Source organism: Sorangium sp. So ce590 (assembly GCF_051521365.1).
Taxonomy (GTDB): Bacteria; Myxococcota_A; Polyangia; order Polyangiales; family Polyangiaceae; genus Sorangium.
The window spans coordinates 7,499,560-7,521,250 of sequence record NZ_CP150346.1 but is presented as its reverse complement, the minus strand read 5'-3'; the positions used below and the strand labels follow the sequence as shown (position 1 = coordinate 7,521,250).

Below are 21,691 nucleotides of genomic sequence, written 5' to 3'. Positions count from 1 at the left end.
CCGTATCCAGCGGTGCCCCGCGTCTCGTGGCGCTCGTTGACCGACTGTGGTCGATGGCGCGCGTGTTGAGGCATGCGCGTCCGCCTACCTGGACGACCGGAGAACATCACGCGCCCGCCGCGATCGCATCCTGGAGGCGCGGGAACTCGGGCTTGAAGCCGAGATCTTCGCGGATGCGGCGGCCGTCGAGGAGGACGTCGAAGGCTCGGGCCGCTTCGCCGGCCGAGCCGTCGGGCGGTGGGGCGCCGACCGACGCGAAGACGGTGGCGAGGTCGGGGGCTTCGTCGTCGACCACGTTGTAGATGCGGTGCGAAGGCGATGCGGTGTCGAGCACGCGCGCGACAGCCTGCGCGACGTCGGCGTGATGAATCAAGGCCATGCGCTGCGACGGCGGCCAGCCGCGCATCATCGGGATCGCTTCCTCGATGTGCGGATCACCGTCGCCGTAGACGAAGGGGAGGCGGAGGACGCGCACATCGAGGCCCTCGAGGGCGAAGAGCGCGCGTTCGGCGGCGAGCTTGCTCGCGGGGTAGCCCGGTGGCGGCGCGCAGTCGTCGCCCTCGTGGGCGAGGCGGCCGCCGCTCGGTCCGTAAACCAACCCGGTGCTGGTGAAGACGAAGCGGTTCACGTTCGCGGCGCGGGCGGCGGCCGCGAGTCGTTGCGTGCCGAGGTCGTTGACGGTGTGCGCTTGTTCCGGGGTGGCGCCGCGGAAGAAGGCGGCGCAATGGACGACCGCGTCGATGCCGCGCACCGCGGGCGCGAGCGAGGCTTCGTCGAGGAGATCGCCCTTCACGGTCTCGACCCGGTGCTCGCGCAGCTCGGCGGCGCGGTTCGGATCGCGCACGAGGGCGCGGACATGATCGCCCCGGCGGGCGAGGCGCTTTGCGAGACGGCTTCCGACCTTTCCGGTCGCTCCGGTGACGAGGATCTTCATGACCGCGATGCTAGCGACGCGCGCGGGTTGGGAATTGGAAGAAGCGGACAATGTCACGCGCGGGCATGCGCGATCGGCGCGCACGTTCGTCCTCCGGTCCTGCACGCGAGCCCCCGCCGCCATCGCCTCGCGCCCAGCGCGTCGATTGCGCCGGCCGTCGAGGCGCTGTTCGCGAACGAGCGCACAGGCGACGCGCCGCACGTCTCGATCCCGCGCCCCGAGATCGAGCTGATGTTTCGCTTCGGGCCGGCGGCGCCACGCGGGCTCGAAGCGCATGCGTTCGGCGCGCGGCAGCGGGTGCGTCGCTTTCCATATCTCGTCGTGTACCGAGACGAGCCAGCGCGCATTCGGGCCGCCGCCTCACGATTGCAGCGCGGTGCGCCGGAACCTGAACGAGCGATGCCGCAACGGTTCGTCCGACGGGCCGCTCGTGGCGACTGCGATGGGCTATGAGCTATCATCGCCCGCACGCTCAGCGCACCACGAGCGCCGCGCCGAAGCACGCCGTCGCGACCAGCATGGTCACGATCGGCGGCGGCGGAAACGCGCGGACGGCGATGGCCAGCAGCGCCAGCGACACCGCCGCGTTCAGCGCCACGACAGCAGGGAGCGCGGCGAGGGCGGGCGCGGCGAGCACGCAGACGGCGCCGTGCAGCGCGAGCACCCGCCGCCATGAACGATTCGGCCTCCTCGCGGCGATGCAGACCGCCTGCTCGCTCGTCGGTCGGGGTGGCCGAATGAGCGTTGCCTGGTCTGCCGCGGGCCTGTACGATCCACGAGCTTCATCCCCGAGGCCCGTGCATGAAACCGAGCGTCTAGGTGGAAACCAGCATCGTCAGCTACCTGACTGCCAGGCCGAGCCGCGATCTGGTGCGAGCGGCGCATCAAGAGGTGACCGGCGAGTGGTGGGCACGGCGGGACGCCTACGATTTGTACATCTCGCAGCTCGTGGTCGACGAAGCTTCGGCGGGCGACCCCGGAGATCTGCCGAGCTGGTGGCTTCGAGCCTCCGGTTATCTGCACGCCTCTGGAGCTCGTGGAGGAGTAACATCATGCGCTATTCCGATTCCATCATCGACGAGGTCCGTGCTCCCCGCGACGCCATCGCCAAGGAGCACGACTATGATATTGATAAGCTCGCCGAGGCGCTCAAGGCGCGCGAGGCCAAGAGCGGGCGGAAGATCGTACGGCTGCCACCGCGCGAGGTGACGCTCGTTCGCAACGCCTCGTGACGAGGCGATGGGCGATAGCTCCGCCCAACAAGGGCCTGCTGACCGGCGTGTGGGCGCGCGCAGCGCACCCACACGCGGCAGAAGCCCAAGACGTCAGGCCGACCTACGTAGCCGCCTCCCGCGCGCTTCTATGAACCTGATTCAGCTGGCCGACGCCCTGACCGCATGCGCCGTCGCTGACCCCTGGGCGTTCGACGGCAGCGACTTCTTGGAGACGCTCTCCAGGATCGAAATGACGGCTGGCGCTCTTCAGCCGCCGTTTTCCCCGGAGATCGAGCTGAACGATCGCTTTATCGTGGTCGATCACGCGGGCCATGTGCCAGAGTCCTCTGTCTGGGGCTTCGCCGATCGTACGGAGCTTGAGGCGTTCATCCTTGGCCCCGCGGGGCTGACGAATCCGTTCACGACCTTCTGCGTCGCCTTTGTGGACGGCAGCTGCTGCCCGTTTCGGCTGCTATACGTTGATGGTGCACGAGATATCGAGTTCAGCAAAGCCGCGCAGCTGGAGCGCGATCCCTCTGGGCATGAGTATCCGAAGCTTCGACTCGAATGGCTGCCGACCGCGCAGCATCGCTCGTGACGCGTCCATGCAGGAGGCCAAGAGGCAGCCTGACTGGCGAATGGATCCGACGGGCTTGCGGCCGCCGTTGATTCGCAGGATCGTTGGGCAGACGGCACACATCGCTTGATGCCGATGCCTGGGTGTTGGCACCCCAGAGCACGAAGACTCAACTGAGAAAGCTCGCGATCATCGAACACATCTCGCTGGACGGCATGATCCAGGTCTCCGGCGAAGACGGCGACTTCCCCAACGGCGACTGGACCGCGCCCTATCGGACCCCGCTGGCCGGGACGCAGTCATCGCCGCGCATGACGAGAGCTTCGATCTGCGGCTTGGCCGTCGCACCTACGATATCTGGTCGGGCTTCTGGCCAAAGGCGCCGAGCAGTCCGATCGCGGGTCCTCCAGCACGCCGCCCCGTGCGCCCCGGCCGCCTCGTCCGCCTCGCTGGGGCTCGCCGCCGTCGCCGCCCGGGCCGCCGTCGGACGTCTCGATCTCGCTGTCGCGCACGGTCACCCTGGCGTGCCGCGCGACGATGCCGATGCTCGGATAGCCGTTCTCGCCCCCCTTGCCGCCTTGCCGCCTCGTCCACCGCGGCCGCCGGCCCCGCCCGAGCCTCCCCCGGCGCTCCCCCTGGACGCCGCGCCGCACACGCCGAGCCCGCCCCTGCGGCCGCCTCCGCCGCCGCCCTGGCCCGGCGTGCCCCAGCCGCCGTCGCCGGTCCAGTTCGCCTCCCAGCCGGCCTCGCTGATGCGCCCGATGCCCTGGCCGAGGGCGCCGACGGTGCCTCGCGCGTCGTAGCTCCCGTAGTCACCGTCCGTGCAGCCCACGTCGGCCCCGTCCCCGCGTCCTCGCCGTCCGTAGTTGCTGGGGTTCGGCGTCGGCGTCGTCTCGCCGTCGCGACAGTCCTCCGCGCCGTCGGGCAATCCGTCATCGCCCTTGCCGCCGACGCTCGGGAGCCCGCCCTCGCGCGGGTTCGCCACGGCAGGCCCGCCGGCCACGGTCTCCGCCGAGCACGCGTTCCCGCCAACCATCCCATCGGCGCCGTCGGGTGCACGGCTCGGCCCGGGCAAGTCCCCGCCGCCATCCCCTCCAGCCGTAGGAGGGGTGAATCCAGCTTCGGAGGATCTCGACCTCCGTGTTTGCGCGGCTCGGAGAAGCATCGGCATGCCCGTGCCATCGCCTGTTCTGGCTGCGAGCAGACCAGCCTGGCGCGGGTGCGGCGGGCCATCGAGCTGGAGGCGGCATCGCCGTGCGTGGCGGACCCGAGCCATGCTATAGTTTCCCTATGTCCACCGAGGAACTTCTCGCGCAGGTGCTGCTGTTGCCCCGCCACGAGCGGGCCCGGCTGGCAGAAGAAGTGCTCTCCAGCCTTGAGGAGCCCGACGCCGAGGAGGTCGCAGCAGCGTGGGCGGGTGAGCTGACGCGCCGAGCGCGCGAGGTCGCGGAGGGTAAGGTCCAGACGGTCGACTGGGGCACGGCGCGGGCGGAGCTCCTGAAGGAGCTCGAGGACCGGCGTGCGGGTCGAGCTTCATCCTGAGGCGCGCGCCGAGCTTCGCGCGGCGGCGATCTGATACGACGAGACGCGCCCCGGGCTGGGCGACGAGTTCATCGCCGAGGTCTCGTCGATGCTCGATCGGATCGGAGAGGTCCCGACATCTTTTCAGATCTGGCCAGGAACTTCTCCTGCACCACAGAGCATTCGCAGAGCGATCGTCGACCGTTTTCCGTACGTCATTGCGTTCGAGGTGCACCCCGAGCACACGCTCGTGCTCGCCATCGCGCATGCAAAGCGGCGTCCGCTGTACTGGCTCACTCGTGCCTTGTGAATGGCCCGCCCAATACGGCAATGCACCCGACGTCGCTTCTCGCTGCACGTGACTCTCAAGGCGTTGCACGGACGCGGGCGAGCTCCACTCCAGCGAGGCGGGCGCGGTGTCAACGTGGGCCAGGTGGGAGACCCCACCTCGGTCGTCCTGAAGGGGCCCTCGCCGCTCAGCCCGAGCTGGGCCTCCCCCGCGTGCCCGGCGGCCGGGCCTTCGCCGCCACGGGCCGTGTTTCGCGTGCCTGGGTCGCGTAGGCACCCAGCTGCGCGACGAGGTGCTCGAAGACGAGGCGGACGCGGCGCACGGCGCGCAGATCCTCGTGCATGACGACCCACGCGTCCAGGTGGAAGGCGAGCGCGGGCAGCACGCGCACGAGCGGCACCGGACGCCGGCTGAGCGGGAGCTGGCACACCCCGATGCCGAGGCCGGCGCGCACCGCGGCGAGCTTGGCGATGTCGCTGTCGCTGCGGAACGCATAATCGCGCGGCGTGGTGGCGAGCCCGGCGGCGGCCATCGCGTCGATCATGGCGCGGGAGCCGTCGGCGCCGATGAGGGCGTGGTCCGGCACGAGCCCCGCGAGCGACGTCGGGGCACCGCGCGCGGCGAGGTACGCCTTGGTGGCGAAGAGGCCGAGCTCGACGCGCCCGGCGCAGCGCCTCACCAGGCCGGCCTGCGTCGGCTCCGCCATGCGCACGGCGACATCGGCGTCGCGGCGCAGGAGATCCTCGGTGCGATTCGTGGCGACGAGCTCGATCTGAAGGCGCGGATGAGCAACGAGGAGCGCGGCGAGCATCGGGGGAAGCACCTCGGCGCCGACGACCTCGCTGCACGTGACGCGCACGGTGCCGCGGTCGGCACCGGTGGGGCTCGACACGGCGCGCACGAGGGCGCGCGCGCTCGCGGCGATGGACTCGGCGTAGGGCAGGGTGGCAAGCGCGAGCTCGGTCGGCACCAGGCCGTTCGGCGCGCGGGTGAAAAGCACGACGCCGAGCTGCGACTCGAGCTGCTCGATCTGACGGCGCACGGTGGGCTGCGCGACGTCGAGGGCACGCGCGGCGGCGGAGAGGCTGCCGGTGCGCATGACGGCAAGGAAGGCACCGTAGAGGTCCCACGAGGGCTCGGCTGGGCTCATCAAAAGATGATGAGCGGATGGACGCATTTGTACAATGTTCATGAGCACCCGCAGCGACCATGCTCTCCACGTCGCCGGCACCCGCGCCGGTACGCACGACGAGGAGAACGACCATGACCACCGCCGCGACGCTCCCTGCGCTCGACCTTGCTCCCTCTGCCCGCCGCCCCGCGCCGCAGCCCACCTGCGAGGTCTCGGCGGGCGGGGCCAAGGGCATGCCGCGCGCGCTCCTGCGCCTCGAGGGCGCGCTCGTGCTCGGAGCAGCGCTGCTCGCCTACGCGCACCTGGGCGGGAGCTGGGGATGGTTCGCGGCGCTGTTCCTCCTGCCCGACCTGTCGATGCTCGGCTACCTTGCGGGCCCGCGGGTGGGCGCGGTGGCCTACAACGCGGGGCACAGCCATCTGGCTCCGGCGCTGCTCGCGGTCGCGTCGGTCGCGCTTGGCTCGCCGGCGCTGCTGCTCGGCGCGGCGATCTGGGTCGGGCACATCGGCTTCGACCGGATGCTGGGCTATGGGCTCAAGTACGGGACGGCGTTCGGCGACACGCACCTCGGCCGCGTGGGCTCGAAGCGCTCTGTCAAGCAACGATGATGACAACGGTCGCGACCTGAAGACGGCTGCTGAAGTAACAGAGTGGACGGCAGCCCGGCTCGACAACTTCACCGAGGACCTCGAAATTCTGCGAGAGCTTCGGATCGAGCCGCATCACCTGATCGAGATGGTCCGCGCCGCAGACGGCGCTGGTGTCTATCTCTTGCACCCTCTTGCACCCGCAGTGCCCGGTGGGTGAGTTCGAACAGTGGATCAGAAATCTGTGAGAGCACTCGGACAGTGAAGAATGGCCGCGCGCTCGTCGCGCAACCCAACGCCATCGTGACGGTCCGTGCGGCGCCGGTTACCAGTTCCCATCGCGACGAAGGAGCGAGCGATGGCGACGAGAGTGGCGTGGGGCGAGCGGGGGACCGATGGGAGCGGAGCTGGCTGAGTGCCGAGCAGTTCGCGCGGCGCGCACGGGCGTCTGATGGCTGACCCCGCCCTGCCGCGCCAGGGTGGCGTGCTGCCCGGGTCGAGCCGGAGGGCGAAAGTGTGAGGCTGCGCATCGTCACGATCGCCGCATGGGGCTTTGGCGGTCCGGCGAACGATGCCGTGCCGATCGCCGCCGACGGTACCCGCCTCGGGGCGACGCGCTCGCCGGCGTCAAGGTGCGCGGCGCGCGGCACGGGCTCGAGGGCGGCACGAGCGCGCCGCGCTGGATGCGCTCCGAACGCCGCCCGCCGCCCGGACCCCACGCCCCTTCGCGCCTCGCTGCCGGAACCGTGCTGGACCCCCCGCGGCGCCCGGCGGGCGAGCATATAACTTGCTCGCCCCGTGCGTGGATGGGATCCTCGACACCTGCTTATCGCCAGCCCGGCTAGCCTGATCCCGCATCGGAGGTCCGGCCCGCCCACGGCGCGTTAGCCAGCATCAATGAGGGTATCATGAAGGGAACCGGCACCTCGGCCACAGCGATCCTGAATATCGATCCGTCCTCCTCGAGGCGTGGGGACACCCGAGCGGGAGGCGGCTGGCGCGGCCGGGCGGTGCTGCGCGCGGCCGCCGCCGGGACGGCCCTCCTCGCGCTCGCGGCGCTCATCGCCGGATGTCCGTTGTGCAACGGCACGGACGTCGGTTGCGAGGACGGCGTCCAGATCTCGGGGCCTATCGGGCTCGCCGCGAATGCGTCGGCGCACATCGAGGTCCGGGCGTGCTGGAACGGGCGCTGCGGAGAAGCGACGCTCAGCTCGGATCCGGGTGATTTGCCGAGCTCGCCGAGCCCTATACCCTCTTCCGCCTCCGCGCGTCGTGCACCCCTGGCCCGATCGAAGATTCGCTGGCCCGTAGACCGGCGGTGGGAGCCCGGTGCGGGAAATCTGCACGCCGGGCTCTGTCCGGGGGGCGACCCGAAAGGGTCGTCCCTACCGGGACTGGGGGCCCCGGGCGGGTAACCGCCCGGGGCTACCCGACCGATTAGGGCGTCTCGTTCCAAACGCGACCAGCTGCAGTTCCATTGCTGCCGGGGTTGAACACCTCGACGGCCATGACCTGATAGGTGGGATCGTCGCTCGCGTCCAGATTGTTCATGTTCGGAATGATCCAGCCGGTGTCGGCCCATGCCTTCACGTGATCGGCGAATATGATTTTGTGGTCCTGTCCGAGGGCCTGCTGCCGAGCAGGCTTGCTCCAGTACTGGTAGAAAGTGGAGCGACCATTGATAGAGGGCTGCTGCTGCCGCGTTGAGCGGTAAGTGGAATACTCAACACCATTGCTCACGAAGCTCTTGCCGGCGGTGGCACCCTGGCTGGGATCATAACTCCATCGTTGCAGGATGTAATACTCCACCAGGTGTGCCGCGTTTGAAGTGGGCATACTCTTGTCGTACCCCCAGCCGTACAACGTGATATAGCTCGCGCCGCTGTCGCTGTTGAAGCGGTAGCCGATCACCCGGTTCTCATCTCCGTAATGCCATCCTGGACCACCGACATAGTTGTAGCCACCGCCCTGCCAGGTCACGCTGAATTCGCCATTCGGGTCCACGGTCAAAGATGTCGAACCGCCATCTTTCCAGTGGGTGAAGAAGAAATCACCAACGTGGCCCGTTGCGTGATTTGAAGTGATCACTGTTTTGTCAGTGTATCTCTGAGTGTAGGCTGAGAACTTGGACAGGTCGGGGACGGGTGTGACCGTTGTGTCCAATTCTCCATCGTTGGAAAAAATAGCGAATCCTGCGATGGTGGGGTTCTCTGCGCCCTTAATCAGCTCAATAGTGACGCTGCCGTCATTCACCGCAATATCCGCGAAGGTCTCCGTGTAGCCCACGTCATGACCAACTTCGGCATAAAGATCCAAATTGCTAATGACGGTCTTGCCTTCGATTGCAACGCTAAAGCTGCGTGAGCCAGCGCTGTTTTGAGCAATTTCCGCAAAGTGCAATTTAACGGTGAAGTTGCCGTTGGCGGTAACCGGGACTTCATAACTGAATGAGCCATGCCGCTCTGTTTGATAGAGCGGCCCACCAACGACAGCGTCTTGCGTGCTATTGGTCGAGCCGCCGCGAGCGTATTTGTCCGCCTGGTACTCTACGCCATCAATCGTTGCGCTCGAATTGCTACCGGAGTTGATGGCGACCACCAATGCGAGATCGCCACTAGAAGAACCGGTGCTGCTCGAAGACGAGCTGGAGCTGCTCGAAGATGAGCTGGCGCTGCTCGAAGATGAGCTGGCGCTGGAGCTGGAGCTGGAGCTGGAGCTGGAGGATGAAGAGCTGCTAGAAGACGATGAGCTGCTCGAGGTGTCTGCGGTATTGTTGTCACCGCCACAGCCTGCTAGCGCGACTGACGCGAACGCCAGTGCGAACCAACGATAGAATTGATTCTGCTTCAAATTTGTCATAGATGTTTTCCAGATTGCTTGCTGACGATATGTGGTCATATGATGCTTCACGGCTTATGCCTTGACCCATTCTCTGGCAAAAATTGTGTCCTGGGCCATGCTCTCTCTGGAAGATTATGCGGTCCTTCGACTGAATCTATGCGCCATGGAGCGTCCGCGGAAGTTGCCAACAGGTTTGAGGCAGGCCGGACGAGAATCCTATGCGTGGATCGCGTTGAGAGGCGCGCTCCGGCTCTGGGATGTGAGCGGTTGATGTCGCGCCGCTGCGGAGGGCGTGGCGCCAGGCTCGGGCGCGTCGCTGGTCGTACCCGTGTGCGTCGACGCCGCGGCCTCTCCGGCGTCGTCTACGGACAGCGGGTTGATGGCTGCCGCGGCAGGCGGCCTGCGTACGACGGGCGGACCGTTCGGGAAGCGCTCAGGATGCGCGGCGTAGGCCGCATCGAGGGCGACCTGCCGACGGGCCGCGATACCTTCGACGCGGCCGTAGAATACATCAGCAGGTGTGAAGAGCGCAAGGCCAGCATGCTGATGAAGGTCGTTGTACCAGCCGAAGAACTCCTGGCACCACGCTCGTGCATGAGTCAGCGATGCAAAGCGCTCCGGATGGTCGGGCTGGTACTTGAGCGTCTTGAGCTGCGCCTCGGAGAACGCGTTGTCATCGCTGACGTGAGGCCAGCTGAAGGTACGACCGACGCCGATGGATCCGAGGAGCTGGGCGAGCCCCTCCGACCTCATCGCGGAGCCGCGGTCGGCGTGCACCGTGAGCGAGCCGGGCTCGACGCCGTGGCGGGCGACGGTCTCCGCGAAGAGCTGCTCGGCGAGCTGCGCGCTCTCGCCGGACACCGCGAGCAACCGGTACATCGTGCGGGTGGAGGCGAGGCGCTTCTCGAGCTCGGCGATGCGCCGGTCCTTCGCGTCCTGCTTCGGCTTGCGGCCGGGCTTGCGCCCCGCGAGAGCCTCGCTGCCGTGGAGGGCGGGCTGCTTGCGCCAGGCCGTCAGGAGGGAGCCGTAGATGCCCTCGCGGCGCAGCAGCGGCTCGATGTCCCCGCGCTGGGGGCACGCGGCCGCCTCGCGAACGATGCGCAGCTCCTCCGCCGCCGAGAACTTCCGCCGCTTGCCCGGCGTCGGCACGGTCTCGACGGCAACGCCACTCGGGCGGGAAGCCGTGCCCTGCGCCGCTGGGGCTGGGGTAGGGTCGACGGATCGGAGGTGGGAAGGCTTCAGCACGGGTCAGGTCCATTCTCCGCCGTCTCACCACAGATTTCCAGGGGCAGCTTGTCTCACCCGACCTTGGCACAGAGAGAGCGGAAAATGCCACCAGGCTTGAGACAGGCCGGACGAGAATCCTATGCGTGGATCGCGCGGAGAGGCGCGTTCCGGCTCTGGGACGTGAGCGGCAGAGGTCGCGCCGCGGCGGGCGTGGCGCCGGGCTCGGGCGCGTCGCTGGTCGTACCCGTGTGCGTCGACGCCGGATAGTCGGGCTGGCACTTGAGCGTCTTGAGCTGCGCCTCGGAGAACGCGTTGTCGTCGCTGAGGACTTGTGGTGCGACCCCGCCCGCGGCCTCGACAAGAGCGTCGTGCGTGGGCTCGGCGCCTGCGGCTGGGGGGCGCGCCAAGCAGAACGTGATCGCCATCGGCATGACCGGCACGGGCAAGAGCTACGTCGGCGCCGCGCTCGCCGAGGCCGCTTGCCGCCACGCCGGAGCACCGGGCCGCCGCGGCGCGTTCATGACCCGGGCGCGACAGGCTCGGGAACGAGACCGCTCAGGAGCTCGCCCTGAGCGCGGCGAACTCGCCTGGATCGTGGATGGTGGGGGGATTGATCCCGCCACCGATGAAGTCTTCCGTCCGGTCGTACATGCCGAAGTGGGTCACCGGCTCCGAACCGCCCCGTGCCGGGAAACCATCCGCGCCTGCCTTGACCCCGAGGGCGTTCATCAAGCTGCAGAAGTACTTGTTGATCGGCGCGTTGGCGAGCGACGGATCGGTCCCCGTTTCTTGGGACATCCCGTCGACCTCGTTCGGAGTGCCGTCGGCACACGTGATCTCGCTAGCCTGTCGTCGACGCTCGGGACCGTGCTCGCCAGGTCGATGTTTTCCGGCGTCACACCGAGCGCCGTGGCGAGGGACGTGTCGCACTGCGCAGAAGCCACAACGTTTCCTGTCGAGTGGAGGAGCTCCTTCCAGGCTGCGAGCTTCTGCTTGTCGGCTCGGCTCATGTCGAACCGCTCGAGCGTCTGAAGATCATCCTTCACGAGGTCGAGGATGCTCTTGCCGCGCATCGCCGCGTAGGTGTCCGGAGACGGCGGCTCCCCCGCCTCGAAGATGCCCGTGAGGCTGCTGAAGGCCTGCGACGCGTTCAGGCCCTTGAAGAGGGTCACGGCGGCGGAGTAGGAGAACGCTGACTGGGCGTTATCCGTCTGACCCGTCGTGTTCAAGAGCAACGGAGTGCCTTGCGGGCTGAGCTGTCGTGCGATGACGTGGTCCAGCGAGGGACCGGTCGGCATGGCCTTGAACTTCGTCTCCTCGACGAAGCTGAACGGGTCGTCGCTGTTGGGAGTGACCGGGTGGCAAGTGAAGTACGACCCGTTCACCTGCGTGTGGCGATCGTTCCCTTGCCCCCGCGCCAGCGTCGCCGTCCACTCGTTCATCGCGCGGATGCCTCGGGGCATGAGGAGCTTGTCGACGTACGGCGCCAGGTGCTTGAGCGTCGTCGACTCGAGGTCCGCGGCGGTGAGCGGTCCGTGCGACTTCTTCGGGAACCACCGCGTCGTGATGCAGCCATAGTGCGTGTACATCACGATCAGCCGCTTCGGTGGCGTGGCCGGCTGAGCCATCACGGTGCGGTCGGAGATCGAGCCGAGGAACGGCGCCGCGACACAAGCTCCGCCCAGCCCCCGGAGGAAAATTCTTCGGTTCATGCGCTTCGACATGGTCGCAATTCTCCTGCCTCAATGGAGGTAAACGCCCAGCTGCCACTCGGAACGCCCTCGGATGCCCGGGGTTGCCACCGCTCCATCATCCATAGAATGCCCACGGGCCCGTGAACGTATTTGTATTTCGTTCGGCCGGGCGTCCGTCGAGCGGAAAGGTGCCCCGCCGAGCACGGCTCGACGCGGCAACTCGGCACGTCGCGGCAGTCCTCGAGAGCGATCGAGGCGGTGGCGCTGACGCTCCGAAGCGACCGATGAACGACCGCGAGACGCGCCCGCAGCCGCCGGCCCCGCCCGAGCCTCCCCCGACGCCTCTCCTGCTCGCCGCGCCGCACGCGCCGTGCCCTCCCCTGCGGCCGCCGCCTCCGCCGCCGCCCTGGCCCGGCGTGCCCCAGCCGCCGTCGCCGGCCCGGTCCGCTTCCCAGCCGGCGTCGCTGGCCGCCTGCGTCCGCCATGGCGCCGCCACCCCCTGAGCTGGAGATCTGCTCGCATTTTCCCGGCGTTTCGTGCCGGCATGGGGGGTGCTGAAGGCCGAGCGTCATGCCGACGCTCGAGCACAACGCCCTCGTCGAGATGTTCCGCGAGCACCCGGAGCTCGCGCCCCGCTGGCTCGCGACGCTCCTCCACGTCGAGGTGCCGCCGCACGCCGCGGTCGCGGTGGTCGAGTCGTCGCTCGACCAGCTCATCCCGGTGGAGTTCCGCGCCGATCTGGTGCTCGAGCTTCGCGACGAGAGCGACGCGCTGGTGCTGGCGATCGTCATCGAGGTACAGCGCGACATGGACCCGGACAAGAAGTACTCGTGGCCGGCGTACGTCGCGGTCGTGCGCGTCAGGAAGCGCTGCGGCACGATCGTCCTGGTGATCGCGCCGGACGCCGGCGTGGCCGCCTGGGCCGCGGAGAACATCGACCTCGGCCTGGGGCGCGGCCACGTCGCGCCGCTGGTGCTCGGTCCGGCGGTGGTCCCCGAGAGCATCGACCCGGCCGACGCGGAGAAGGAGACGGAGCTCGCCGTGCTGTCGGCGGTGGCGCACGGCAACGGGCCGAGCGGGCTCACCGTGGTGCAGGCGGCGCTCGCTGCCCTCGGCCGGCTCGACCAGGCGCACGCGATGGTCTATTTTCAGCTCATCTGGAACGGGTTGCGTGAGCCGATGAGGCAGGCTCTGGAGGCATTGGTCATGGAACGGCAGATCGAAGGCGAGGCGACCTTTCCCCCGTTCGTGCAGAAGCTCGTCGATCGCGGCAAGCTCGAGGGCATGCGTGAAGGCAAGCTCGAGGGCATGCGTGAGGGCGAGCTCAAGGGCAAGAGGGACACGCTGCTGCGGCTGCTTGCGCGTGCAGGGATCGCGCTCACCGAGGACGAGAGCGCGCACATCCAGGCATGCACGGACGTCGCGACCCTCGACCGCTGGATCGATAACGTCCTCGGGGCGAAGACGGCCACCGAAGTGCTCTCCTGAGGATGGACGGATGCGGCCCAACAAGGCGATGCGTCGGAGAGGCGGTGACTGCCGCGGCTGTTCGGCGAATCTACCCTGTGGCGCTGGACAGCGCTTGGGCCTTGCGGCGCGGAGCCGAACCGTGAGATTTTCGGTGAGGAGATCACGGACGGCGACCATCTGGACAGACCTGGCCCGGCGGCTTCGGTCGACCAATCGACGGATGGTCAGAGCCCAAGAATGGTCCACTTCGCAGAACAGATGCCACCCTTGTGCATGTCGTGCAGCGCGCTGCTCTGCCAGCCTTCGACTCGATATTGCTTCGAGCTAGCCACGTGACCGCGCTGCAAGGTTCAGCACGTTAGCTTCCTGCCGGGGTGGATACCCTCCTCAGACCGGGAGTTCGCGTCCTGTTACGCGGCGACCACGGAGGCCGGACCCGGATGACCACGCTCCACGCACGAGCCGGTGAAGCGCTCGCCGTCCCGGAGATGGACGCCTACGTCGTCGTGCTCGCGTCGTCGACCGATGGCGAGGGTGAGCGGATCGAGGTCCAGCGTCGGCTCGACCCGTTCGATGATCAGGACCGAGAGCTGGGGCAGGACACGTACTCCATCTCGACTCACACGGGCGCCACGACCTACGCTGGGATCGAGGCGTGCCGGCTCCGAGGGAGCACTCTCCCCCCGGAAGACATGGTCTTCGCCGAGTGAGGTGCGCGAAGGCAGGGGTGCACGCGGATTCGAGCGCAACCCCGCAGTGCGGTGATTGGCGCCGGCGCGGAGGTCCTCGCGGTGAATGCCGGCGCGTGTTGCTGCGTACAGTCCGCGGTGTCCGCGCGCCTCGAGTCGCCGCGGCGGTCGGCGAGGCGGCCGGCGGGGCGGCGATGCGCTGACGCCGATGCTTTACCCGGTGGTGCCGCGCCACGTACGCTCTGGACGTACACTCGGAAGCGGTGGCGCGATCGATGGTTCGCGCGGCGGCTGGGCGCGACGATCGACAGGTCACGAGGCACAAAAGCATGGCAGAACAGGGCGCGTACACGTTCACCGCGAAGCTGCACGAGAGCGCGGGCGTGGTGATCCATCGGGCTGTCCGCGCCCGCGACGGCGCCCGCGTGGTCGTCAAGATCGGCAAGGGCGGGCCGCTCGCGCCGGCGATCCACGGCGCGCTGCGGCGGGAGTTCGCGGTGCTGCGATCGCTCGATCTGCCGGGGGTGATCAAGGCGCACGCGCTCGAGACGATCGGCGACGAGCTCGCGCTGGTGCTCGAGGACTGCGATGGCCGCTCGCTCGACGTGCTGTTCCACGCCGGCGCCCTCGACCTCGCGGCGGTGCTGGCGATCGGCGTCGAGGTGGCGGGCACGCTCGACCTGCTGCACCGCTATCCGCTGCTGCACCGCGACGTCAAGCCGCACAACATCGTCCACAACCCGGCGACCGGGCAGGTGAAGCTGATCGACTTCAGCCTGGCGATCGCCGGCGGCGAGGACGGGGCGCTGCGCGTCGATGCGGGCGCGGGGATGGCGGGCACTCTGGCGTACATGTCGCCCGAGCAGACCGGGCGGATGAACCGGCCGGTCGACGCGCGCTCGGACCTGTACTCGCTCGGCGTGACGCTCTACGAGCTGGTGACCGGGGTGCTGCCGTTCGAGGCCGGCGACGCGATGGCGCTGGTCCACAGCCAGCTCGCGCGCGTGCCGGTCGCCCCGGCGGTGCTGATGCCGAAGGTGCCGCCGGTGCTGTCGGACATCATCATGAAGCTGCTCGCCAAGGCGGCCGAGGATCGCTACCAGAGCGCGGCCGGGCTGCGGGCCGACCTGCAGCGCTGCGCCGCCGCGTGGGCAGCGACGGGGACGATCGAGCCGTTCGCGCTCGGCAGCGCCGACCGGCCGTCGACCCCGCGGATCCCGCCGCGCCTGTACGGACGGCAGCAGGAGATCGACGTCCTGCTCGCGGCCTACGCCGGCGTCGCCGACGGCGCGCGCACGCTGCTGCTCGTGCGCGGGCCCGGCGGCGCCGGCAAGTCGGCGCTGGTCCAGACGCTGGCGGCGCCGGTCGCCCGCGGCGGGTTCTTCGTCGCCGCCAAGTGCGATCAATACGACCGCGGCGCGCCGTACGCCCCGATCGCCGCGGCGCTGCGCGAGCTGTGCCGCACCCTGCTGACGGCCGCGCCCGAGGTCCTCGAGGCGTGGCGGCGCGCCCTCGCGTCCGCCCTCGGCAGCAGCGGCAAGCTGCTCACCGATCTGATCCCCGAGCTCGAGCTCATCGTCGGCCCGCAGCCCGAGGTCCCGCGGCTCGGCCCGGCCGAGTCGCAGAACCGCTTCAACCTGATCTTCACCGCCCTGCTGCGGGTCTTCGCCGCCGCCGACCACCCGCTCGTGCTCGCGTTCGACGATCTGCAGTGGGTCGACCCGGCGTCGCTGCGCCTCTTGCAAGAGATGCTGCTCGACGCCGAGTGCAGGCACCTGCTGGTGCTCGGCACCTACCGCGACGACGACGTCGGTCGCGGGCCCCCGCTGCCGGCCGCGCTCGCCGATCTGCGCGCGGCGGGGGTCGAGGTCGGCGACGTGCCGCTCGGTCCGCTGGCGCTCGCCGACGTCGAGGAGCTGCTGGCGGACACGCTGGTGATGGAGCGGCCGCAGGTCGCCGCGCTGGCGCGGATCGTCGGCGAGAAGACCCACTGCAACCCGTTCTTCATCGGCCAGTTCCTGCTGCTGCTCGCCGAGGACGGCCTCCTGCGCTGGGACCCCGCCGCGTGCCGGTGGGTGTGGGACGACGCGCAGGTGCAGGCGCGCGACGTCACCGACAATGTCGTCACCCTCGTCACCAGCAAGATCCGCCGCCTGACCCCCGCGGCCCAGCGGCTGCTGCAGCGGGCCGCGTGCGTCGGCTATCGCTTCTCGTGGCGCGTGCTCGCGGCCGTCGGCGGCGACGACGGCGACGACGCGACCGCGGCGCTCGGCGAGCTGGTCCGCGAGGGCCTGGTGGTGCCGCTCGCCGGCGGCGAGGGCGACGATCTCCACCGCTTCCTCCACGACCGCGTGCAGCAGGCCGCCGACTCGCTGCTGGCGAGCGAGGTGCGGGAGGCGACGCACCTGCGCGTCGGCCGGCTGCTGCGCGACGCGTACCCGGCGGGCGTGCCCGACGAGGCGCTGTTCGAGGTCGTCGGCCACCTCGATATGGCGCTGCCGCGGATCGGCGGCGACGAGCGGCTCGAGCTTTCGCGACTCAACCTCCGCGCGGGCCGGCGGGCGCGCGCGGCGACGGCCTACCACGCGGCGCGGCAGTACTTCCAGGCCGGCTGCGAGTGCCTCGGCGCCGACCCGTGGGCGCACTGGTTCGAGCTCGGGTTCGCGCTGCGCGTCGAGCTGGCCGAGTGCGCGTACCTGTGCGGGGCGTTCGCCGAGGCCGACGCGCTGTTCGAGGAGGCGCTCGCGCGGGCGCGCTCGCGCGAGGAGCGGGCGCAGGTCTACGACCTCCGCGTCCTGCTGCACGCGGCGATGGGCGACTTCGCGGCGGTGGTCGCGGCCGGGCGCGCGGCGCTGGCGATGTACGGCATCGGCCTGCCCGATGAGGGCCCGGCGCTGCAGGAGGCCGTCGCGGCCGCGTTCGCGGCGGCCCACGAGAACCTCGGCGAGCGGCGGATCGGCGCCCTGCTCGACGCCCCGCCGGCGCGCGACCCGGACGTCGAGGTCGTGATGCGGCTCCTGGCCTCGATGTCGGGGCCGGTGTTCGTCGGCAGGCCGGCGCTGTTCCCCCTGATCGTGCTGCACATGGTCAACCTGTCGCTGCGCCACGGCAACGTCGACGGGTCGGACTACAGCTACGCGGTGTACAGCATCCTGCTCGCCGGCGTCACCGGCGAGCTCGGCAAGGCCTACGAATTCGGCGAGCTCGGGGTCAAGCTCAACGAGCGCACCGGCAACCTGCGCACCCGCTGCATGGTGCACTTCTTGTTCGGCACGTCGGTCGTGTTCTACCGCCAGCCGTACGCGGCCGGCGAGGAGTACCGCGATTCGGCGCGGCGCGTCGCGCTCGAGGTCGGCAACTTCGCCTACGTGTCGTTCTACTGCCTGCAATCGGCCGCGCTGGCGCTGATCGCCGACGCCGACATCCGCGGCGCCGAGGCCCGCATCGACGACGTCACGACGCTCCTGCGGAAGACCCGCGACGTCGCGTCGACGGCGGTGGTCGAGTTCATGCGCCGCGTGGTCGTCAACTTGATGGGCGAGTCGGCGACGAGCGCCCTCGGCGGCGACGGCTTCGATGAGGACGCGTTCGTCGCCCACATGCCGCCCGGGGGGCTCGTGCCGTGGCTCTACGCGGTCAGCAAGCTGCGCCTCGCCTACCTGTACGGCGAGCACGAGCGCGGGCTCGAGCTCGCCGTCCGCGCCCGCGAGCTGCACGAGAGCGGCGCCGGGGCCGGGCACATGTACTCGCCCGAGCAGTACTCCTACTCGGGCCTGGTCGCCGCGGCCCGCTGGGACGCGGCCGGCGAGGCGGAGCGCGAGGCGCTGGTGCAACAGCTCGACCGCGAGCGCGCGGCCCTGCGGCCGTGGTCGACGAATAACCCGTCGCAGTTCGTGGCGCTCCAGCACCTGCTCGACGCCGAGGCGGCGCGCCTGGCCGGCCGCGACGCCGAGGCGATCGCGGGCTACGAGCAGGCGATCACCGAGGCGCAGGCGCGTGGGTTCGTGCTCCACGCGGCGCTGGCGAGCGAGTGCGCGGCGCGGTTGCACCTGCGCCGCAACCGTCGCGCGCTGGCCGGCGCCTACCTGCAGGACGCCCACGTCGGCTTCGCCCGCTGGGGCGCGGCCGCCAAGGCGAGCCAGCTGCTCCTCACCCGCGCCGACCTGCTCGCCCCGCCCGCGCCCGCACGCGCCGGGCACAGCACGGGCCGCTCGACGACCACCAACCGCATGCTCGGCGGCAGCTCGCTCGACCTCGAGGGCCTGATGCGCGCCGCCCAGGCGGTCGCCGGCGAGCTGGTGCTCGACCGACTGCTCGACCGCCTGATGCGGATCGTCATGCTCCGCGCCGGCGCCCAGCGCGGCTTCCTGCTCGTGCCGCAGGGCGAGGACCTGTCGATCGCCGCCGAGATGCGCACCGCGCCCGACGAGGTCCGCGTCGGCCTCGACCAGCCGATGCGCGACGACGCCGCCCTGGCGACCTCGGTGGTCCGCTTCGTCGCTCGCAGCCGCGAGGGCGTGCTGCTCGGCGACGCCGGCGCCGAGCCCCGCTTCGCCCGCGACCCCTACGTCGCCAGCCAGCGCCCGCGCTCCGTGCTGTGCCTGCCGCTGCTCCACCAGGGCCGGCTGTCGGGGATCCTCTACGTCGAGAACAACGCGACCCGCGACGCCTTCGCGCCCGAGCGCGTCGAGCTGCTGCAGCTGCTGTCGGCGCAGGTGGCGGTGGCGATCGAGAACGCCCGGCTGTACGCCAGCGTGCAGCAGGCCCGCGAGCAGCTCGAGCAGCAGGTCGAGGTGCGCACACACGAGCTGCAGACCGCGCTCGAGCAGCTCCAGGCGGTCAACGCCGACCTGGTGCGCCAGGGCGAGGCGCTGCGCGAGGCCCACGCGCAGACGCGCCGCGAGATCGGCGAGCGAGAGCGGGCCGAGCGCGAGCGGTCGGCGGCGCAGACGGAGATCTTGCGCGTCCAGGAGGAGCGCCTGGCGGACATGGCGGCGCCGCTGCTGCCGATCACGGAGAGCATCGTGGTGATGCCGCTGATCGGGGTGCTCGACGACGCCCGCGCGTCGCAGGTGCTGGCGACGGCCCTCGAGGGCTCGGTCCGCACGCGCGCGCAGGTGGTGATCCTCGACATCACCGGCGTGCGCCAGCTCGATGCCGCCCCGGCGGCGATCCTCGCCCGGACCGCGAGCGCGCTGCGCCTGGTCGGCGCCCAGGCGATCCTCACCGGGGTGCGGCCCGAGGCGGCCAAGCTGCTCGTCCGCGATGCAGCCGGGCTCGGCGGCCTGCTGACGCTCGGCACGCTGCAGAGCGGCATGGCCTACGCGCTCGCCCATACCCGCGGCCGCGGCTGAGGCGCCGCCGCCGGGGAGGGCGACCATGCGCCAGGCGACCGTGCGCCGGTCTCCTTGACAAGGTGGGGCAGCCCTCGGATACGCTATCTTGCCACGATGTATCGGGGCGGCGCGAGGGGGTGGGGTCGGAGTTCAAGGCGCGCCACGCGGAAGCGGCGGTCAGCGGTCGAGAGGGCTGGTCACGCCAGAGACCCTGAAAGCCCGTTTCTTCATCCTCCCACGCTTCAATGACACCCATCTGGACGACCGACCTTCCGTACTCGCTGACCGGCTCGATGGTGCCTGTCTATGACGCCATGACGGGATCTCTGCTGGTCTCGGATGGCTGGGGCACTCCTTTCGCGTCGTTGTCGCTTCGGCGCTTGTCGTTGTCGGACGGTGAAGTCACCGGCGGCGCTCGCGTCCGGTCCGCCGTGTATTCGACGGCTTTGAGCCCCTCGCCAGAATCCATCCTCGTCGCGTCCGGCAAGCGCCTTCTTGAGCTTGAACGAGCAACGCTGTGCGAGACAAGGCGTTGGGACAAGGGTGTGCCACAGTACGCTCATCGCTCTGTGCGCATCGGCGAGCTTGCTGTGTGCATGTCCTCGCGAGGACCGACGGTAGGACTCTTCAACCTTGATGACGGCTCCTGTCGCCGCAAGTCAGTCGGTTCCTGCCAGGGGCTCTATCGTCATGACGCTCGAAGCGCGCTGATATGTTCAGGCAGTGAGGGCGTCGTTACGATGCTCGATGTCGCCGAAGTGACACTCACAACGATCGCAGCACCCGGCCCCTTCATTCATGCAGCGTATGCGGATCAGGCAGCTGTGGTTCTGCTTGGTCTCGGCGTTCCGTTTGACGTGACCATCCAGAGCGTGACGCACAATCGCATGTCGGGACGCTTGGCGTTCGTGCGAGCTCAGCCTGACGCCAAGGTAGTCGCGATGGATGCCCCCGTTCCGTTTTCCTGGATGAGCCTGAGCCCTGACGGCCGGCAACTGGTTCTTGCTGATGGGCAGGATGTCTATGTGTGCACGTGCGACGGGACATCCGTGGAGATCGCGGCACAGCATAAGCTCCCAGCCTCGCTTGAGGCCGCGCTGGTCATTCATGATCGTGAGCTTCTGATTGCGATCGACACGACGTCCAAGCAAGGGGTTGTGGCTGCGTGGCGTATCGGGCTCCAGCAGTCGCCATCGCTGTCCTGGCTAACGAGTGCATGAGCGCTTCTATGAGCCTGATTCAGCTGGCCGACGCCCTGACCGCATGCGCGGTCGCTGACCCCTGGGCGTTCGACGGCGGCGACTTCTTGGAGACGCTCTCCAGGGTCGAAATGACGGCTGGCATTCTTCAGCCGCCGTTTTTCCCGGAGATCGAGCTGAACGATCGCTTCATCGTGGTCGATCACGCGGGCCATGTGCCAGAGTCCTCTGTCTGGGGCTTCGCCAATCGTACGGAGCTTGAAGCGTTCATCCTTGGCCCCGCGGGGCTGACGAATCCGTTTACGACCTTCTGCGTCGCCTTTGTCGACGGCTGCTACTGCCCGTTTCGGCTGCTCTACGTTGATGGTGCACGAGATGTCGAGTTCAGTAAAGCCGCGCAGCTGGAGCGAGACCCCTTTGGGCATGAGTGTCCGAGGCTTCGACTCGAATGGTCGCCGACCGCGCGACATCGCTCGTGACGCGTTCATGCAGGAAGAGGCCAAGAGGCGGCCTGACTGGCGAATGGATTGGACGGGCTTGCGCCCGCCGCTCATTCGCAGGATCGTTACGCTCTGGCGGATGTCGTCGACGTTCACGCCGAGTCGCTCGGCGTAGAGGCCAAGGGTGCGCCGCCACGCCGGGCGGGCCTGACAGTGCTCGTAGTAGGCCTTGAGCCTCGGGAAGGGCTCCATCAGGTCGGCCTTGCGGGTGCTGCGCAGGACGCCGGCCATCCTGATGTCGGCCGTCGTGAAATCGGCGCAGGCGACCCCCTCGGGGAAGATACTTCCTCTCCGAGGAGCTCCGCCTCGCGGGCGGCGCTCAGCATGTACGCTGCTGCTCTCGTCGAGGACCGAGGCGCGCCCTGTCTCTCGCGCGGAGCGCGCTTCCTTGCGACCTTGTTGGTCCTGGGCGACGTGGTGGTGGATGCCTTTGCCATGGTAAAGATACGCCTCCTTGTCGGGGCCCCCTGCGGAATGGGGG

21 protein-coding genes and 1 pseudogene are annotated in these 21,691 nt (G+C 69.2%); 12 read left to right on the top strand and 10 right to left on the bottom strand.

What is annotated here, in order from left to right; genetic code table 11:
• Positions 1 to 106: 106 nt before the first annotated feature.
• Both WMF28_RS28070 and WMF28_RS28065 read right to left on the bottom strand, forming a co-directional pair.
• The gene (locus WMF28_RS28070) at positions 107 to 934 is read right to left on the bottom strand and encodes an NAD-dependent epimerase/dehydratase family protein (RefSeq protein ID WP_437596402.1); all 828 of its coding nucleotides are present in this window, start codon (positions 932 to 934) and stop codon (positions 107 to 109) included.
• Between the two features lie 472 nt (positions 935 to 1,406).
• Complete coding sequence (locus WMF28_RS28065; protein ID WP_437596401.1) at positions 1,407 to 1,598, bottom strand: hypothetical protein; 192 nt, start codon at positions 1,596 to 1,598, stop codon at positions 1,407 to 1,409.
• A 388-nt stretch (positions 1,599 to 1,986) separates the two neighbouring features.
• Between WMF28_RS28065 and WMF28_RS28060 the strand changes: the two genes are divergently transcribed.
• The 3 genes and pseudogenes from WMF28_RS28060 to WMF28_RS28050 form a co-directional block, all read left to right on the top strand.
• Positions 1,987 to 2,166 carry a hypothetical protein gene (locus WMF28_RS28060; protein ID WP_437596400.1) on the top strand — a complete coding sequence of 60 codons (180 nt, stop codon included), beginning with the start codon at positions 1,987 to 1,989 and terminating at the stop codon, positions 2,164 to 2,166.
• Between the two features lie 130 nt (positions 2,167 to 2,296).
• Positions 2,297 to 2,746 (top strand): hypothetical protein, encoded by a 450-nt coding sequence (locus WMF28_RS28055; RefSeq protein WP_437596399.1) that lies wholly within the window; start codon positions 2,297 to 2,299, stop codon positions 2,744 to 2,746.
• Between the two features lie 152 nt (positions 2,747 to 2,898).
• Positions 2,899 to 3,125 (top strand): annotated as a pseudogene (locus WMF28_RS28050) (dihydrofolate reductase family protein); the annotation flags it as partial.
• 114 nt (positions 3,126 to 3,239) lie between these two features.
• Here WMF28_RS28050 and WMF28_RS28045 read toward each other — a convergent pair.
• Entirely contained in the window at positions 3,240 to 3,761 is a 522-nt protein-coding gene (locus WMF28_RS28045) for a hypothetical protein (RefSeq protein WP_437596398.1), read from the bottom strand.
• 254 nt (positions 3,762 to 4,015) lie between these two features.
• Here WMF28_RS28045 and WMF28_RS28040 point away from each other — a divergent pair, with 254 nt between their 5' ends.
• On the top strand, positions 4,016 to 4,267 hold the full coding sequence (locus tag WMF28_RS28040; RefSeq protein ID WP_437596397.1) for an addiction module protein: 252 nt from the start codon (positions 4,016 to 4,018) through the stop codon (positions 4,265 to 4,267).
• 88 nt (positions 4,268 to 4,355) lie between these two features.
• Complete coding sequence (locus WMF28_RS28035; RefSeq protein ID WP_437596396.1) at positions 4,356 to 4,556, top strand: hypothetical protein; 201 nt, start codon at positions 4,356 to 4,358, stop codon at positions 4,554 to 4,556.
• Positions 4,557 to 4,722: 166 nt separating this feature from the next.
• Here WMF28_RS28035 and WMF28_RS28030 read toward each other — a convergent pair whose 3' ends face one another.
• Positions 4,723 to 5,685: a LysR family transcriptional regulator gene (locus tag WMF28_RS28030; RefSeq protein ID WP_437596395.1), complete on the bottom strand. Its 963-nt coding sequence runs from the start codon at positions 5,683 to 5,685 to the stop codon at positions 4,723 to 4,725.
• Between the two features lie 113 nt (positions 5,686 to 5,798).
• Between WMF28_RS28030 and WMF28_RS28025 the strand changes: the two genes are divergently transcribed.
• On the top strand, positions 5,799 to 6,275 hold the full coding sequence (locus WMF28_RS28025; RefSeq protein ID WP_437596394.1) for a DUF4260 domain-containing protein: 477 nt from the start codon (positions 5,799 to 5,801) through the stop codon (positions 6,273 to 6,275).
• Here WMF28_RS28025 and WMF28_RS28020 read toward each other — a convergent pair.
• Both WMF28_RS28020 and WMF28_RS28015 read right to left on the bottom strand, forming a co-directional pair.
• Positions 6,262 to 6,444, bottom strand: coding sequence for a hypothetical protein (locus WMF28_RS28020; protein WP_437596393.1), 183 nt, complete (start codon positions 6,442 to 6,444; stop codon positions 6,262 to 6,264). The genes WMF28_RS28025 and WMF28_RS28020 overlap by 14 nt on opposite strands.
• A 1,247-nt stretch (positions 6,445 to 7,691) precedes the next feature.
• On the bottom strand, positions 7,692 to 8,852 hold the full coding sequence (locus WMF28_RS28015; RefSeq protein WP_437596392.1) for a glycoside hydrolase family 11 protein: 1,161 nt from the start codon (positions 8,850 to 8,852) through the stop codon (positions 7,692 to 7,694).
• A gap of 28 nt (positions 8,853 to 8,880) precedes the next feature.
• Between WMF28_RS28015 and WMF28_RS28010 the strand changes: the two genes are divergently transcribed.
• Positions 8,881 to 9,087 (top strand): hypothetical protein, encoded by a 207-nt coding sequence (locus WMF28_RS28010; RefSeq protein WP_437596391.1) that lies wholly within the window; start codon positions 8,881 to 8,883, stop codon positions 9,085 to 9,087.
• 224 nt (positions 9,088 to 9,311) lie between these two features.
• On the opposite strand, the gene WMF28_RS28005 is transcribed toward WMF28_RS28010, so the two are convergent.
• The 4 genes from WMF28_RS28005 to WMF28_RS27990 all read right to left on the bottom strand — a co-directional run bounded on the left by WMF28_RS28005 (position 9,312) and on the right by WMF28_RS27990 (position 12,034).
• The gene (locus WMF28_RS28005; RefSeq protein WP_437596390.1) at positions 9,312 to 10,244 is read right to left on the bottom strand and encodes an integrase core domain-containing protein; all 933 of its coding nucleotides are present in this window, start codon (positions 10,242 to 10,244) and stop codon (positions 9,312 to 9,314) included.
• A gap of 215 nt (positions 10,245 to 10,459) precedes the next feature.
• A complete protein-coding gene (locus WMF28_RS28000) occupies positions 10,460 to 10,762 on the bottom strand; it encodes a hypothetical protein (protein ID WP_437596389.1) in 303 nt (100 codons plus the stop codon).
• A 115-nt stretch (positions 10,763 to 10,877) separates the two neighbouring features.
• Positions 10,878 to 11,054 carry a hypothetical protein gene (locus WMF28_RS27995; protein WP_437596388.1) on the bottom strand — a complete coding sequence of 59 codons (177 nt, stop codon included), beginning with the start codon at positions 11,052 to 11,054 and terminating at the stop codon, positions 10,878 to 10,880.
• Positions 11,051 to 12,034: a DUF1552 domain-containing protein gene (locus WMF28_RS27990; RefSeq protein WP_437596387.1), complete on the bottom strand. Its 984-nt coding sequence runs from the start codon at positions 12,032 to 12,034 to the stop codon at positions 11,051 to 11,053. The genes WMF28_RS27995 and WMF28_RS27990 overlap by 4 nt, the downstream gene beginning before the upstream one ends.
• Positions 12,035 to 12,586: 552 nt before the next feature.
• Between WMF28_RS27990 and WMF28_RS27985 the strand changes: the two genes are divergently transcribed.
• The 5 genes from WMF28_RS27985 to WMF28_RS27965 all read left to right on the top strand — a co-directional run bounded on the left by WMF28_RS27985 (position 12,587) and on the right by WMF28_RS27965 (position 21,189).
• Positions 12,587 to 13,504 carry a hypothetical protein gene (locus WMF28_RS27985; RefSeq protein ID WP_437596386.1) on the top strand — a complete coding sequence of 306 codons (918 nt, stop codon included), beginning with the start codon at positions 12,587 to 12,589 and terminating at the stop codon, positions 13,502 to 13,504.
• A gap of 422 nt (positions 13,505 to 13,926) precedes the next feature.
• Positions 13,927 to 14,196 carry an Imm10 family immunity protein gene (locus WMF28_RS27980; RefSeq protein ID WP_437596385.1) on the top strand — a complete coding sequence of 90 codons (270 nt, stop codon included), beginning with the start codon at positions 13,927 to 13,929 and terminating at the stop codon, positions 14,194 to 14,196.
• 308 nt (positions 14,197 to 14,504) lie between these two features.
• On the top strand, positions 14,505 to 19,529 hold the full coding sequence (locus WMF28_RS27975; protein ID WP_437596384.1) for an AAA family ATPase: 5,025 nt from the start codon (positions 14,505 to 14,507) through the stop codon (positions 19,527 to 19,529).
• Between the two features lie 227 nt (positions 19,530 to 19,756).
• On the top strand, positions 19,757 to 20,731 hold the full coding sequence (locus tag WMF28_RS27970; protein ID WP_437596383.1) for a hypothetical protein: 975 nt from the start codon (positions 19,757 to 19,759) through the stop codon (positions 20,729 to 20,731).
• A gap of 8 nt (positions 20,732 to 20,739) precedes the next feature.
• Positions 20,740 to 21,189 (top strand): hypothetical protein, encoded by a 450-nt coding sequence (locus WMF28_RS27965; protein ID WP_437596382.1) that lies wholly within the window; start codon positions 20,740 to 20,742, stop codon positions 21,187 to 21,189.
• Positions 21,190 to 21,691 lie beyond the last annotated feature (502 nt).